The organism is Fischerella muscicola PCC 7414 (assembly GCF_000317205.1).
In the GTDB taxonomy this organism is placed as follows: domain Bacteria; phylum Cyanobacteriota; class Cyanobacteriia; order Cyanobacteriales; family Nostocaceae; genus Fischerella; species Fischerella muscicola.
On the sequence record NZ_AJLK01000020.1, the window covers coordinates 1 to 14,266 of the forward strand.

Consider the following 14,266-nt stretch of genomic DNA (forward strand, 5'->3'; position numbering starts at 1 on the left):
GGAACTGGTAGTAGTTGAGGTATTGCTATTTTGGTTGTTGTTACCACCTCCGTTATTACTGTTGGAGTTGCTGCTGTTAGAAGTAGTGGTAGTATTGTTTTGATTTTTGCCATTACCTGCTAAAGCTGAAGGCATAAAGCTCAAACAATAAAGTCCCACTAATGATGCTGTAGATATTCCAAAAACTATTTTTCCCCAAAGCTTGTACATCGTATATTTTCCTTACAAGTTTTTCAATTAATAATCTCTTTGCTCATATGCACCCTATTTTTATGGTGTAACCAATTATCTTGTTTATTCATTATTTTGGCTTCCGTTATTTCCACATTTTGTTGACAAATTCATATATTTAAAACTTGTTTAAATTTTATAAATATGGATGTAAATATAAACTTTTTATATTTCAATTATTTCCTTCTCGTGAAAGTACTTAATTAATAAAGAAATAAAAATAGATATTAATAAAAATTCGAGATTAAAAATTATTAGATAATATTAACTCTGTTGTATCACTTTAACATGAATTTTAGTATAATAATATACAAATTTTGTAAAAATAATACAGAGCATGGTAGAGCCTCATCCACCGATATCAAACATCTTTCTTTGTGGACGAATATTTTCTGTGGTATAAAAAGTCGTTTCCTGTCTCACCCTGATTTCTATTTTTCTTCTGCCTAAAGTGACACAAGAGGGTTAGTGTTGAGGATTTTAGTTACAGCAGCCAATGTTGGTGAGCCAGAAGGAGGAAAACAAGTGTTAAAACGGATAAAACAGTCCAATCAAATATTTATCTAGAATTAAGCAAAGAACGCTTCATACTTACCCTACTTCGGAATTAGCCCCTAATGCCTCTAAAGTTGCCCATTGTGCCTCGCTTAGCCCTTTCATACCCTTAAATTTCATGCCTGTGTAGGGGCAAGGTACTTTTAAAGTTTGCCAACACTTGTTCTGTTGTAGCTCCCAGAGTTTGATGCTTTCATCAAAACTACCACTGAATGCCACAAGTTTGATTGGGGTTACATCTGTGAGGGGAGTATTATTAGTAACGAGCAAAGTGGAAATTAGATCAGAGTGTCCTGTCAACGTCTGTTGGCATTTTCCTGTAACAATATTCCAAACTTTTAAAGTGTGATCAGTACTGCCACTTACTATATACTGACTATCCGTACTAAACTTGGCAACTGTAACAGACACCTGATAACCTGTAAATACCTGGAGACATTTTCCGGTCGAGATTGACCAGAGTTTAATAGTTTGGTCAAAGCTAGCACTCAATAAATGCTCTGAGATCAGTTTTAAGATGACAAAATAAATTCAATAAATTGCCCCCCGCATAACCAGTTTCGTTTGCTGTTTGATGCCGTAGGGACGCTAAAATATCGCACAGATGTTGTTCAAGTTGTGACTGTGTAACAAAGTAAGTTAATAGTCGCTCACTCAAGGGGTGTAAGATAAATTGAATTTGAGCATCGCGCAAATAGTCTTGGGTTTGGGCTTCAATTAAAGCATGGGTTCTAAATAAATTTAGATTGTTTGTTGTAATCTCTTGCTCAATAGTTTGAATCAGACGTTCCGTAACATATTCCATAATTACGGGTTGTTGCGTGATGCCGATGTCAGTAGTTTCTACCAGAGAGCGATTTTTAAGCGATTCTAAAACTTCTAGGAGTTTTATTAAAGGGGTTTGAGGCAAAATTTTTGCTTGTAAATCTGCTGGCATTATTTCTTCTCGGTGAATTGCCAGCCAGTACATAATCTGTTGTTGTAGAGGCGTTAAACGCTCAAATTGTTGTTCGAGTAAGTCCCACAAATCGCTAAAAATAATACTGCCTTGTTGCTCAAATGCTTGTATATTGCCGCTAAAGAGTTCTTGGATAGTGGTTGCGGCAATCTTGAGGGCAAGGGGGTTGCCTCCAAAATAGTTGACAATTGCTCTAAGTTGTGTATTCTTAGCATCTACGCCTTTAGCAATGAGGATTTGCTCACCATCTGCCCCTAAGAGTCCTGGAAGTGTGAGCGATCGCACCGGGAACTTTTTGCCTTCTCGCACCGTAAAACCACCAGGTTTTTCGCGTCCGGTGATTACAAGACAACTTTGATGGGGTTCATCGCCAATCCGCTCGAACAAAGAGCGATAATCTTCATAACCAGATTGGTACTTTCCGCTGCGATTTCCACCTGACAAGATTGATTCGACGTTATCAAGAACTAACAAACAGCGTTTTGAGCGTAACTGTTCCATGAGACTGTTAATTGAAGCCTCTGGGGTTTGAGTTGTTTGTGTGAAAATCGGTAAAATCTCATCAAGTAAAGCATTTAGGAGTGGTGCTTGCTGCAAAGAACGCCAAATCAGACATTCAAATTGCGATCGCACCTGTTGAGCAATTTTTACCGAGAGGGCAGTTTTACCGATTCCACCGAGTCCAAAAATTCCAATTAAGCGACAGCGATCCTCAATAATCCAACTCTCTAAAGTTTGCAGTTCTTCTTGGCGACCGTAAAATCGGGAAACGTCAATTGCTTCTCCCCAATCTTGCTTACCTTGTCTGATGGCTGACGATTGTTGGTAACGATGCAAAACTGCTTGAATATTTTGCTTCGAGACGGGTTCACCAAGGATTTGAGAAAGACTACGCCACAACTGTGAACCAACCTGTTTAATGTAGTCGTGTTGGTAATCTAACTGATCGGCAATCTCCGTATAAGTGCGTCCTGCCCAAGTTTCTAAAAATACAACAGATTGAACATAACTCAGTCTTTGTCCTTGGTTAGCAGCTTGTAAGAGCTTCTCGACTAAGTTAAGCGCCTCTTGTCCCTTCATGCCTAGTTCTTGTGAGTAGTATTGCTTTATTTGCGTGTTATGAACTGCTTATTCAGCGCGTTGTTAGTCATTTCACGGAAAATTTACGTAAATTTACATAAGTAATTTACTTTTTCTCACGCAGAAGCCAGTCAGGCGATCGCACTTCAAAACCTGATCATCTCATCACCAAAAATCAAGGTTGTAAATGCGATCGCTTCATGCTGAAGATTCTTCCAATTGCAAGGCTGTGTTTGTAATCTAACTAGTCTTCTTTCGTCGCTTGCTAGTGATATTACAGAAATTTTACGTAAATTTACATAGATAACTCACTTTTTCTCACCGACAAAGCAATTAGAGATGGGTTATTCGTAATGTAATACAGGAAGAAAATTTTTCTTAAGAGGCAAAAAAGGAAACACAAAATGAAATTTGGTATTGATATAGGACATAATTGCAAACCAGATACAGGTGCAGTCAGCATTAAAAAAGAAGATGACTTAACTAAAGCAGTAGGAACCAAGCTGATGGAAAAGTTATCAGCCGCAGGTCATAGCGTCATTAATTGTACTCCTAATATTACTAGAAGTGTAGATGAATCTCTGCAAAAGAGAGTGAATAAAGCAAATGATAATAATGTCTGGGCAAGGTGATGGGTTTACTTCCGGAAGCCCAGCAGTTATTTGCGAAAGTCAAAGGGGTTACGATTCCCTTATCACCTGTGAACTTGCAAGTTAGCCGTTTTCCTCAAGAAGTTGAAGTTCATCCTAGTGATCGCTAAGGATTTTCAAGCCAGTTATCGCAGTTCTAATCTCAATGCTGCTCCATTTGCAATCAATGATGTCAGCATTCCTCATGGTGGTGATACTCCCGATCATGCCGGACATGAGACTGGCTTGATGTGTGATGTTCTTTTGCCAAGAAAAGATGGGAAATTTGGTGGTATTTATTTGTGGGATACAAGTTACGATCAAAGCGCTACGCGATCTCTCCTCAAATCCATTCGCAAGCAGAAGCTAGTGCGGGCAGTTTTCTTCAATGACAAGAAGTTGATCGAAGAAAAGCTATGTACTTGGGCAAATGGTCACGATCATCACATTCACTTTGAAATCAACCCACCCGCGAAAATCTAATTCTGGGTTGATTATGAAAGGTTATAGATCCCCGACTTTTTTAAAAAGTCAGGGATCTGAAGACCTGAGCGATCGCTCATTATTGACTCAGAGTGAGTCTCTATCCTGACTATTGCTAACTAAAAGGTGTATATACTCTAAGCCAAATGAAAAAGTAGGAAAAGACTAAAGTGCAAGACATTCAAGACCAAGCAAAAAATTTGCAAAATAAAATTGAAAAACTCACTCAAGACATGACCAGGCTCAGGTGAATTAATGCTAGCTGGAATGCAGGTTTAACAATTAGCACTATTTTTCTCACTTTAATTATTACGATTTTGGCTTCTTTGAATCAAATAGATGAGCAAAATAAAAAAGTTGCTACTAGCGTTTTAGGGGCAGTAATTGTAGCTATTCAAGCTATTGGCAATGCCTTTCCAGTCAAACAAAAAGCTGGAAGTTATCGTCTCCTCCAAGCTCAAGCTAGTAACTTATTAATTGATGTTCAATATGTAGAAAACACAGAAGAATTAAAAAATATTTCTTCTCAATTTCGACAACTGAGCATTGAAGCTGCAAAAGTTGAAACTCAATAATCATATCTTCAAGTTAAATAAATAAGTCGGCACAAATGTAGAGACGTGCCATGGCACGTCTCTACTAGTTGGGGTCGTCATTTGTTATTGGTAAGGGTTTAGTGCATGTTTACTTTTCGTAACTCGCGTTATGTTTATTCCCACCTGCTTACTTCATAAATTAGAATTTATAAAAAATAACATGGAAATATTTGTCAAACTACTCATAGGTATTGTTGCCTTGATTCACATTGTTTTTCTTGTCGTACAGATATTTTTCTGGAACACAAATTTTGTTCAAAAAAGAATAGTTGCAAATTTTACTTCAGAAGAGATTGCTGCTATTTTGGCTCACAATCAAGGGTTATACAACGGGTTTATCGCTGCGGGTTTAATTTGGGGATTATTTGTATCGCAAAATTTGCCACAGATTGAAGCTGCTTGGATTTGGGTTTTCTTTCTCATCTGTGTTGCGATCGCGGGTATTTATGGCAGTCTTAGCCTCAAACGTCCAACAGCGTTTTTAATCCAATCACTACCTGCAATATTAGCTTTATTACTTTTAGGACTTTATAAAAGTTGAAAACTATTTAAAAAGTCAGGCGATCGCACTTTGGAAATCTTGCCATCTCATCACCGGGAATCAAGATTGTAAATGCGATCGCCTTTTCCCAAATACTCAACATTCAGAGCTTTTAACTTCAATAATTTTTTTTGAACTTGCTACTATTCAGGAAAAAAGCAACTAATAGAACAACAAAATCCTGGTAAAAGTGGTGAGGATATTTCATCATCACCTAACAATGTCGCAACTAAAACTAATCGTGCTTTCTCTCGTCGATAAACTTCGACTTGTTTGGTAAAGCGATCAACGATCCAATATTCCTGTACACCTTGAACTGAATAAAGTTTAAGTTTTGCTTTCTTATCTCGAAGTTCGTGTTGTTTTCCAGCAGATAAAACTTCTACAACTAATTCTGGTGCGCCTGTCAAATGTCCCGCTTCATCTTCAATTTGAGCCAGTCGTTCTCGACTTACCCAAACCACATCCGGTATGACGCTATCCGCCTCAGAAAAAATTAAACCGGGAGCAAAAATTGTTTCTCCTAAACCACTCGCATCTGACCAAACATCGAGTTGTCGGAATATTTTACCGCAAACTTGTTGATGGCGGCGGTGAGGAGAGCGAGTCATGAAAAGTTCTCCGTCAATAATTTCATAGCGCGTCCACTCATTTTCAGGCAGAACTTCTAGATCATAAATTGTCCATCGTACTCCTTCAATAGCTTGTTTCATGGTTATCCCCGTCTGGCTTATTGCCAAGATTTAGTTTGATTTTATCTAGTTGAAAAGTGTTTAAATAAAGCGATCGCAACTATTAGTTAATATCCCTATTATCAATTACCGACATGGGCAGATAATATTAACTAGTCAAGCGAAAATGATATTAAGGTAAATACTTTTGCACCACACTCCAACCAGTTATTGATACCCAAGCAAAAGCAAAGAATATGGCAATATTAGCGCCGATGTGAATACGTCTAGCCCAAGGATGTCCAACACCAATTTGTGTAGCACTTCCAGCTGATAGTAAAACTAGCATCACAGTCGTTAATCCAGCCCAGAGATGCTGTGAGTGTCCTAAAGAACCAAAGTGACCGTAAGTACCAACAATTCCAATAAGTAGTAATAATAATACCAAAATGACCAGGCAGATACCGATTTTATAGTGGAGAGAGCGCAACCAGCCAGATTCTCTTTGCCACAAAGTTCTGGCACTAAACATCCGTATACCAATGAGCGCTAATAGCACATAGGCTACTAGCGACAAACCCATCGACCACGCTGCTATTCTCCACAACCACAAAAATGAAGGTAGATCCATAATTAATGATTGTAGATGGGGAGGTGGGGAGATGGGGAGGTGGGCAGTGGGGAGGTGGGGAGATGGGGTGATGGGGAGTAAGTATTAAACAAATAACCACTAACCACTAACCACTAACCACTAACCCCTAACAAATGACAAATAACTAGAAATAAAAAAGGGCTGCTAAATTGTGCAACCCTGCTAGAAATTAAATGAATTTTTTTAATCAACGGATACGAAACCAGCTATTGTTAATGGTTTTGTAGTATCTTCGGTTCTTGTATTAATTGACTGTGCTATCGTTTTTTTATTGATAGAGTCACTTGCTTTTTCTGAGCCTTCCAACTCATAACTGCTAGGTTCGTTGAGTGCAAGGCGATCGCACGGAATTTTATCCGACAAAATTGCACTTGCCATCATACCCGTATGAATTTCAAGTTGAGCTTCAACGGGTGCTTCAAACACTAGCCTTTGTCCAGGGAAAACAACCCTTTCAAAGTACCAGTTAGGAATGTTAGAGATGCGAGCCACCTGGATTTTGCTCGTGGCATTTACGTAACAGCAGAGAATCTTTCCCGATTGCTCCGGTGGTAGAGGATCTAATATTTGAGCCATAACTGCTGAGGAGCTTTACGCCACATTTTTATCTTACATATGCAACGCTAACACTGAGTGATCCCCAGTTGCTGTAACCCCGACTACCAACTGAAGTTTTCTAAATTATTTCTACCTAAAGAAATACAGACTGTAGTTATGAAATTTTCGTAAAAATCTATGCTTTTATCGCAATTATACATTATGCGTGAACAATTCATCAATAATTTAGAGGTAAATCAATCAGTTGTAACTCTTATGGACATTGGGATCAGGACAAAGCAAATAACTTACACTTTTTTCTCCTGTTGATTGTGTGATCCCATTCATTAAAAACTGTCTAGTTACTTTACATTAACCTTAAGACTTATTTTGTATTTTTCCTGCTCAGACGTATCAAGTGCAGCTTATCGCTTACAGAATGAACTCAATGTTATTGTAAAGCTATAGATATATTACTTTCATAAAACTTAACTTATGCTATGCATTTGTGATACCGGACAATATTAGCTATTTTGCTCATCATTTAAAAAATGTCTGTACCAATAATCGTCATTAATGTCAAGTACGATTGTAATAGAAGACAAAAATCAAAACAAACCGATTACAGAACCAAAATTTGCTCTTTTACCCCAGACAATCGGCAAGATGGAAGCTAAAACATTCAACAGGATTCTCTATGTTCGCCTTCCTTGTAACCCCATCTTTCCTATTGGGGTTGTATATCTTAGCGATCATGTCCACAAACAGTTTCCTAACATTGAACAGCGGATCTTTGATTTAGGAACAGTGCCACCTCTAGATTATGCTAAAGCCCTAGATCGCTGTATCGATGAATTTCAGCCGACACTGCTAGTATTCTCGTGGCGGGATATTCAAATTTATGCACCAGTAGGTGGACGTGGCGGTAATCCACTACAGTATACCTTTGAGTTTTTCTACTCCCGCAATCCATTTCTCAAGCTACAGGGAGCAATGGGTTTGCTGCGGATTGCATCAGGATACTACGGCGAACTGTGGCGGAATCTAGGCTTACTAAAGCGGGGTATCAAACGCGCTCAACGTTATAACCCTAATGCTCGTGTAATTGTCGGTGGTGGTGCAGTCAGCGTCTTTTATGAACAGGTGGGCAAAAGCTTGCCTAAAGGGACTATTGTCTCTGTGGGTGAAGGCGAAACTTTGCTGACAAAACTACTGAGCGGACAAGAATTTCGGGATGAACGGTGTTATGTTGTTGGCGAAGAACAACCACGCGATCGCCTCATTCATGAACAACCCACACCATTAGAGAAAACCGCTTGTAACTACGACTATATCGAAACAATCTGGCCAGAGTTTAAATATTACCTGCAAGACGGAGACTTTTACATTGGTGTCCAAACCAAACGCGGCTGTCCTCACAACTGCTGCTATTGTGTTTACACCGTTGTTGAAGGTAAGCAAGTACGCATTAATCCCGCCGATGAAGTCGTTGCCGAAATGCGACAATTATATGATCGCGGTGTTCGCAATTTCTGGTTTACCGATGCCCAATTTATCCCCGCCCGCAAATTTATAGATGATGCCGTTGAACTCTTACAAAAAATCGTCGATTCGGGAATGACAGACATTCACTGGGCAGCATATATCCGGGCTGATAACCTCACACCCGAGTTATGTGAATTGATGGTAAAAACCGGGATGAACTACTTTGAAATCGGTATCACCAGCGGTTCCCAAGAATTGGTACGGAAAATGCGGATGGGCTACAATCTCCGTACTGTTTTACAAAACTGTCGGGATTTAAAAGCCGCTGGGTTTAACGACTTAGTTTCGGTGAATTATTCTTTTAATGTGATTGACGAACGTCCAGAAACAATTCGTCAAACTATTGCCTACCACCGCGAACTGGAACGGATTTTTGGTGCAGATAAAGTCGAACCTGCCATCTTCTTTATCGGATTGCAACCCCACACCCACCTAGAAGAATATGCTTTCAAAGAAAATATTCTCAAACCAGGGTACGATCCGATGAACATCACACCTTGGACTGTCCAGAAGATGCTGTGGAACCCCGAACCCCTTGGTTCCTTCTTTGGCGAAGTCTGCTTGCAAGCTTGGCAACAAAACCCCAACGACTTTGGACGCGAAGTTATGAAAATATTAGAGGAAAGACTAGGGTGTGCTGAACTAGAAGAAGCACTTTCTGCACCCATTGAAACAAAACCAAAACAATTGGTGGGTGTTTGATAGCAAAAGTCTATTTTCAAAAAAAACTAACACAGATGAACACCGATAAAATCAGTGTTCATCTGTGTGCATCTGTGTTCGTAATTAACCTAATTCGATCCCATGTTTAAAAACCTGGGTTCCCTTTGAAAAAATCTTTTGCCCGTATTTACTCTACATCTTCTTATCCATCATAAAATCAAATTCATCGTAAGGTTTAGCATATCTAACTACTAGACGAAAGTCGCTAGGTTGGGATGTCTTCCATGCCCAGTGATACCACCTCCTTTCGTTTGCGGGAATTTCGTAGGAGGCTAATTTTCCATCTTTCTCTATCGATCTCCACTGATTTTCCGACTCATTATGTCCCTTTACTTGGAAACTAATAATAGGACCGTAGTATATCTGACAATAATTTTGTCCTCCAATTGGGCAAGATGAATCAGATGAACTTTGATAAGAGACTACATGATTGTTGTAAGTATTTTGTACTGACTTAGCACAAATTTTCCCCCGCCATTCTTTAATATTGTTCCATCTAGCGTAGTAACGATAACGGGGTTGTCCCCAACACTGTTCACTAGCAGCAGGATTAAGACAGTCTGTTTTGAAAGCAGAATAATTATTAGGTGTTTTGTCTGTCCTGATAAATGGATTATTTGATAAAAATCCACCTGCTATTGAAGAAGTAAAGTTATCGTTATTACAAGCCAAATCTCCACTTTGTGCCTGGGTTGATGGTGGTTGAGTAATAGTTTGGTTTGTATTTGTTTTTTGTTCTACAGCGTTGCTGGGAAGGTTACGCAAAACACCGGGTTCAGGTGTAGGATTTTGAGTCTCTGGAACATCCTCTACAGCATCCCGTGCTTGTGCTATGGGAACATACACATTACTTACTGCTAAATTTGTGACTACAAAAATAGCAACAGTGACAATAAAAATTGCCAAGATTCTAATTCTTCGCTTCACCTCCTTAACCCTCCCCGTAAGCGGGGAGAGGAGGGTGCGCGATAGTGCGGGTGGGGTATTCTGTACCTCACAAAGAGTTGAAATCTGCTGTAAATGCATTTGTTAGTAAAGGTGAGAAAGCTCCTGTAGCTAATCGGCTTTGGCTACAGCAACTTGACTTTCTATATTTTTAAGGTGGCTTACTTTATCTAAATGTCACAAGATCGGTTTCGGATCAGCAGCAGTTATAAGAACTGATCTTGACAATTGAAATTTTACGTAAATAGCAAATAAAAACTTGATTTCTAAATAGATATGCGATCGCAAAAGTATTCTTTTGCAAGAATAATGTCTACTCTCAAAGCATCTGTGTATGGAAGAGCGAAAATTAAACAAGCAAGAATTGAAAAAGGCTGGACAATCGACAACCCCAGATGGCTTCAGCAAGCAAGTAAAGTTTTAGGAACAGATTCGGAAGCAGAGGGTTTTCTTGCTGAGGGAATTTCTGAAGGAACTTGGAAACGTTTTTTAGCAGGAAAAGTGCCTATTAATGCTGGAGCTTTTAAAGCTTACTGTCAAGTTTTAGGATTGAACTGGAACGAAATTGTTGAACGCAACGGACAGCAGGATTGGGGAGAAGCACCAGATGTATCGATTTTCTTTGGTCGTACAGAGGAATTGCATACCCTCAAACAATGGATTGTTCAAGATAACTGCCGTTTGCTGTTATTGTTAGGCATGGGTGGAATCGGTAAAACTGCTCTTGCTGCCAAATTAGTACAGCAACTTCAAAATGAATTTGATTTTATTATTTGGCGAAGTCTTCGTAACGCTCCCTTGGTAGAAGAGATTTTAGCAGAAGTAATTTATTTTTTCTCCAACCAACAAGAAACACAATTACCAAGCAGCTTGGATGGAAAAATCTTGCGGTTGATGAATTACCTACGTACTAGGCGCTGTTTGCTTGTTTTAGATAATATTGAGGCGGTACTCCAAAGTGGCGATCGCACTGGAGGTTATCGTCAAGGGTACTCCGGCTATGGTCAGATGCTGCAATGTATTGCAGACACACGCCACAACAGTTGCTTAATCCTGACCTCTCGTGAAAAACCGCGAGGATTTGCGACATCCGAAGGCGAAAATTTACCTGTCCACAGCTTACAACTAACTGGTTTACCTTTGACTGCTGTTCGCGAAATTTTCTCTACTAAAGGGTCTTTTACTGGTTTAGAAACAGAATGGCAAGTTTTGATTTCTCATTATGCAGGAAATCCCTTAGCATTAAAGATTGTAGCTTCCGCGATTCGGGATTGTTTTGATAGTAATATTTCCGAATTTTTAAAATTTTTAAATCAAGGTACATTCGTCTTTGACGATATTCGCGATTTATTAGATAGACAATTTCAGCGTTTGAGTAAATTAGAACAAGATATTATGTACTGGCTTGCTATCAATAGAGAGCCAATTACATTGTTAGAACTAAAAGATAATTTTATTTCCAACATTCCCCAGAGTGAAATTATGCAAGCGATCGCTTGTTTGCAAAGGCGGTCATTAATTGAAAAAAATGCTGCTTATTTCACCCAGCAACCTGTTGTCATGGAGTACGTAACCGCTCAATTGCTCGAGAAAGTTTATACAGAAATCCTTTCTGGGCAACTGGAATTATTTACTACTCATGCTTTGATTATATCTACTGCTAAAGATTATATTAAAGATAGTCAAATTTGCTTGATACTACTACCAGTAATTGAGAAATTGCTTACCAGTTTTGGCTCTGTCAAAAATATAGAAAATCACTGTCAAAAAATTCTCGCGACATTAAGGAGTGAATCTTTAAGAGAAACCGGATATATCAGTGGCAATCTCATCAATTTGCTACGTCAGTTAGACATAGATTTAAGTGGTTACAACTTTTCTCAGCTTCGGGTTTGGCAAGCTAATCTTCAAGGAATAAAATTGCATAATGTCAATTTTACTAATTCAGATTTAACAAAATCTGTTTTTTCTGAGATTTTGGTTGCTGTGTTATCTTTAGCCTTAAGTCCAGATGGTAAATTGTTAGCGACAGGTGATGCCAATGGTAATGTTTACTTGTGGCAAGTGCAAACAGGAAAGCATCTTCTTACCTTAAGAGGACATACCAATCAAGTCTTTTCCGTTGCTTTTAGTCCTCAAGGAAATATTCTTGCCAGTGGCAGTTTTGACTCTTTATTAAAAATTTGGGATGTTAGCAGCGGCAAAGAAATTAGAACTTACACGGGACATTATCATGGAATATCTTCTGTTACTTTTAGTCCAGATGGTAAAGTTGTCGCCAGTGCTGGACTAGATGGTCTAGTCAAACTCTGGAATGTGAAGTTGCCTTCAGTCCTCAAGGCAAGATACTCGCCACTGGCTCCCAAGATGAGACAATAAAAGTCTGGGATATCAAAACAGGTGAGTGTCTAAAAACTTTAAAAACTCCTAGATTATATGAAGGCATGAATATTACAGGAGCTTATGGTTTAACTACAGCACAAAAATCTACCCTGATAGCTTTGGGTGCTTTGGCTTAAGTTTTTTACAGAATATTAGCACTCTAATTTTGGATAGCATAATTCAGTATCAAACTGTAAACTAAAGTGTCATAAGCCCTTATTTTTCCTCATTGCCCAGAGGCATCACTCGCGGTTCGTTTAATCAAACCTCATGTTAGAAGGCTCCATACTCCAACAGCTGGAAATAGCTCATCGCCATAGCAAAAGACCGATTAGATTCGGGGTGTACTATAAAAATACCCTAGTCGCCCTCTGTCATGCTCTAGAAGACCATATATTGAATGATGTCACCTCACCCTTGGTAATTACCGCCTTTGAACGAGGAAAATGGTATCTCCAAGAGGCAGAACGATACGCAGACATCGCCAAAAAATCGCGTCAAATAGCCATCATGGCAGCCCCAGATACTGGCTGGGCAGAACATTCCACGAGTCAGTTACCTAATGTCAACTTAGTTGCTTTAGATCCGGCTGATCCGGTAGCCCAAGAATGGCACTTGATTATTTTATCACCTAAATACACAGCAATGGTAATTTGTCAAGAATTATCTGCTGCTGATTATGGTAGTTCTGGATTGCCTGGGTCAGATTTAGAAAGAAAATTTTACGGCTTGTGGACATTTGAACCAGAGTTAGTCAAAGAAACAGCCACATTAGCGATCGCTCACATCCAACGCTACAATCCAGAATTAGCAGCAAAACTCACTGCTGAGCAACAAGCTATTCAACCCAGCTTAGCTACACCAGAAGAATTAAGTGCAGTAGTATCTCGTGTAGTTGATTACCTCCAAACCGAACAAGTAAACATATCCGTTCCCACCACCATCCGCCACCAAGCCCTAGATAATAACCTAGTTTCTAATGAAATCCAGGCATTTTTGCGGATGGCACAAATTATAGATGCTGCTGATATAACCAATCCCATGGCAGCAGCAGAAGTTGTAGCGTTGGCAGAAACAATGGGGCAACTTTTAGATTTACCCGCATGGCAAATCAAAAGATTGCGCTTAGCCGGATTACTACACCGTATTGAGCCACTACAAAGAGTAGAAAGTGTACTCACTTCTGGTATCACTACCTCTTACCAAGAAGATGCACCCAGTTGTCCCTTAACTTGTCCTCTTGTACCAGGCGTGCAGGTACTGCGAACCATGCCCAGGCTACGAGCAGCAGCACAAATTATAACTCACCAAAGTGAGTGGTGGGATGGAACTGGTGAACCTGCGGGACTAGCTGGCGATGAAATTCCTCTAGAATCGAGAATTTTGGCGCTCATAGTTGAATTTCAATGGCGAGTGCATCAAAAACAATCATCTCAGTTAAGCCGTGAAGAAATCATCAATCAAGCTTTAGAAGAATGCAGACAACAATCGCGACGGTTCGATCCAAAACTGATAGATACCTTGACACTATTAGTTATGGGCTTACAACAAGGACTAGAGTTACCCATAATTACACCCAAAGTCAGTGCTGGTATGTGGTTATTAGATTCTCGACTAGAGAGTGAAACTAAAAGCAGTGTAGAAATAAATCAGAATTCACGTATACAATGAACGCTTTTTTAACTTAGTAATTTGTTTCTATCGTAGTACAAATTTCCATTCATTCCTAGTGAATTCT

General features: G+C 39.3%; 15 protein-coding genes and 1 pseudogene. 9 read left to right on the top strand and 7 right to left on the bottom strand.

Going from position 1 to position 14,266, the window contains the following annotated elements; genetic code table 11:
- The 3 genes and pseudogenes from UYI_RS31800 to UYI_RS31810 all read right to left on the bottom strand — a co-directional run.
- Positions 1-210 (bottom strand): annotated as a pseudogene (locus tag UYI_RS31800) (hypothetical protein); the annotation flags it as partial.
- A 612-nt stretch (positions 211-822) separates the two neighbouring features.
- Positions 823-1,278, bottom strand: a complete 456-nt coding sequence (locus UYI_RS31805) for a WD40 repeat domain-containing protein (RefSeq protein WP_016865138.1) — start codon at positions 1,276-1,278, stop codon at positions 823-825.
- The gene (locus UYI_RS31810) at positions 1,268-2,824 is read right to left on the bottom strand and encodes an NB-ARC domain-containing protein (RefSeq protein WP_016865139.1); all 1,557 of its coding nucleotides are present in this window, start codon (positions 2,822-2,824) and stop codon (positions 1,268-1,270) included. The genes UYI_RS31805 and UYI_RS31810 overlap by 11 nt, the downstream gene beginning before the upstream one ends.
- Before the next feature lie 404 nt (positions 2,825-3,228).
- On the opposite strand from UYI_RS31810, the gene UYI_RS0102670 reads away from it, so the two are divergent.
- The 5 genes from UYI_RS0102670 to UYI_RS0102690 all read left to right on the top strand — a co-directional run bounded on the left by UYI_RS0102670 (position 3,229) and on the right by UYI_RS0102690 (position 5,073).
- On the top strand, positions 3,229-3,456 hold the full coding sequence (locus UYI_RS0102670) for an N-acetylmuramoyl-L-alanine amidase (protein WP_016865140.1): 228 nt from the start codon (positions 3,229-3,231) through the stop codon (positions 3,454-3,456).
- Entirely contained in the window at positions 3,456-3,584 is a 129-nt protein-coding gene (locus tag UYI_RS39525; RefSeq protein WP_016865141.1) for a hypothetical protein, read from the top strand. Before UYI_RS0102670 ends, UYI_RS39525 begins: the two co-directional genes overlap by 1 nt.
- Positions 3,559-3,936, top strand: a complete 378-nt coding sequence (locus tag UYI_RS0102680; protein ID WP_180977244.1) for a hypothetical protein — start codon at positions 3,559-3,561, stop codon at positions 3,934-3,936. The genes UYI_RS39525 and UYI_RS0102680 overlap by 26 nt, the downstream gene beginning before the upstream one ends.
- Before the next feature lie 317 nt (positions 3,937-4,253).
- Positions 4,254-4,511 (top strand): hypothetical protein, encoded by a 258-nt coding sequence (locus tag UYI_RS0102685; RefSeq protein WP_016865143.1) that lies wholly within the window; start codon positions 4,254-4,256, stop codon positions 4,509-4,511.
- A gap of 181 nt (positions 4,512-4,692) precedes the next feature.
- Positions 4,693-5,073: a DUF1304 domain-containing protein gene (locus UYI_RS0102690; RefSeq protein WP_016865144.1), complete on the top strand. Its 381-nt coding sequence runs from the start codon at positions 4,693-4,695 to the stop codon at positions 5,071-5,073.
- A 143-nt stretch (positions 5,074-5,216) separates the two neighbouring features.
- On the opposite strand, the gene UYI_RS0102695 is transcribed toward UYI_RS0102690, so the two are convergent.
- The 3 genes from UYI_RS0102695 to UYI_RS0102705 form a co-directional block, all read right to left on the bottom strand.
- Positions 5,217-5,786 (bottom strand): Uma2 family endonuclease, encoded by a 570-nt coding sequence (locus tag UYI_RS0102695; RefSeq protein WP_016865145.1) that lies wholly within the window; start codon positions 5,784-5,786, stop codon positions 5,217-5,219.
- 151 nt (positions 5,787-5,937) lie between these two features.
- Entirely contained in the window at positions 5,938-6,375 is a 438-nt protein-coding gene (locus UYI_RS0102700) for a DUF4079 domain-containing protein (protein ID WP_071588808.1), read from the bottom strand.
- Between the two features lie 204 nt (positions 6,376-6,579).
- Complete coding sequence (locus UYI_RS0102705; RefSeq protein WP_016865147.1) at positions 6,580-6,972, bottom strand: DUF1830 domain-containing protein; 393 nt, start codon at positions 6,970-6,972, stop codon at positions 6,580-6,582.
- Between the two features lie 627 nt (positions 6,973-7,599).
- On the opposite strand from UYI_RS0102705, the gene UYI_RS0102710 reads away from it, so the two are divergent.
- Complete coding sequence (locus tag UYI_RS0102710) at positions 7,600-9,180, top strand: photosystem II high light acclimation radical SAM protein (RefSeq protein ID WP_026085704.1); 1,581 nt, start codon at positions 7,600-7,602, stop codon at positions 9,178-9,180.
- A 153-nt stretch (positions 9,181-9,333) separates the two neighbouring features.
- On the opposite strand, the gene UYI_RS0102715 is transcribed toward UYI_RS0102710, so the two are convergent.
- Positions 9,334-10,128: a hypothetical protein gene (locus UYI_RS0102715; protein ID WP_157226286.1), complete on the bottom strand. Its 795-nt coding sequence runs from the start codon at positions 10,126-10,128 to the stop codon at positions 9,334-9,336.
- Positions 10,129-10,455: 327 nt separating this feature from the next.
- On the opposite strand from UYI_RS0102715, the gene UYI_RS31815 reads away from it, so the two are divergent.
- The 3 genes from UYI_RS31815 to UYI_RS0102725 all read left to right on the top strand — a co-directional run bounded on the left by UYI_RS31815 (position 10,456) and on the right by UYI_RS0102725 (position 14,199).
- On the top strand, positions 10,456-12,525 hold the full coding sequence (locus tag UYI_RS31815) for an NB-ARC domain-containing protein (RefSeq protein WP_051035539.1): 2,070 nt from the start codon (positions 10,456-10,458) through the stop codon (positions 12,523-12,525).
- The gene (locus tag UYI_RS40100; RefSeq protein ID WP_407636584.1) at positions 12,492-12,665 is read left to right on the top strand and encodes a hypothetical protein; all 174 of its coding nucleotides are present in this window, start codon (positions 12,492-12,494) and stop codon (positions 12,663-12,665) included. Before UYI_RS31815 ends, UYI_RS40100 begins: the two co-directional genes overlap by 34 nt.
- Positions 12,666-12,798: 133 nt before the next feature.
- Entirely contained in the window at positions 12,799-14,199 is a 1,401-nt protein-coding gene (locus UYI_RS0102725) for a DICT sensory domain-containing protein (RefSeq protein ID WP_016865150.1), read from the top strand.
- Positions 14,200-14,266 lie beyond the last annotated feature (67 nt).

What these genes read in the sequence shown, in the direction of transcription:
- UYI_RS31810 (WP_016865139.1), bottom strand. Translation starts at nt 2,824, where the DNA reads ATGAAGGGACAAGAGGCGCTTAACTTAGTCGAGAAGCTCTTACAAGCT.
- UYI_RS0102670 (WP_016865140.1), top strand. Translation starts at nt 3,229, where the DNA reads ATGAAATTTGGTATTGATATAGGACATAATTGCAAACCAGATACAGGT.
- UYI_RS39525 (WP_016865141.1), top strand. Translation starts at nt 3,456, where the DNA reads ATGGGTTTACTTCCGGAAGCCCAGCAGTTATTTGCGAAAGTCAAAGGG.
- UYI_RS0102690 (WP_016865144.1), top strand. Translation starts at nt 4,693, where the DNA reads ATGGAAATATTTGTCAAACTACTCATAGGTATTGTTGCCTTGATTCAC.
- UYI_RS0102695 (WP_016865145.1), bottom strand. Translation starts at nt 5,786, where the DNA reads ATGAAACAAGCTATTGAAGGAGTACGATGGACAATTTATGATCTAGAA.
- UYI_RS0102700 (WP_071588808.1), bottom strand. Translation starts at nt 6,375, where the DNA reads ATGGATCTACCTTCATTTTTGTGGTTGTGGAGAATAGCAGCGTGGTCG.
- UYI_RS0102705 (WP_016865147.1), bottom strand. Translation starts at nt 6,972, where the DNA reads ATGGCTCAAATATTAGATCCTCTACCACCGGAGCAATCGGGAAAGATT.
- UYI_RS0102710 (WP_026085704.1), top strand. Translation starts at nt 7,600, where the DNA reads ATGGAAGCTAAAACATTCAACAGGATTCTCTATGTTCGCCTTCCTTGT.
- UYI_RS31815 (WP_051035539.1), top strand. Translation starts at nt 10,456, where the DNA reads ATGTCTACTCTCAAAGCATCTGTGTATGGAAGAGCGAAAATTAAACAA.
- UYI_RS0102725 (WP_016865150.1), top strand. Translation starts at nt 12,799, where the DNA reads ATGTTAGAAGGCTCCATACTCCAACAGCTGGAAATAGCTCATCGCCAT.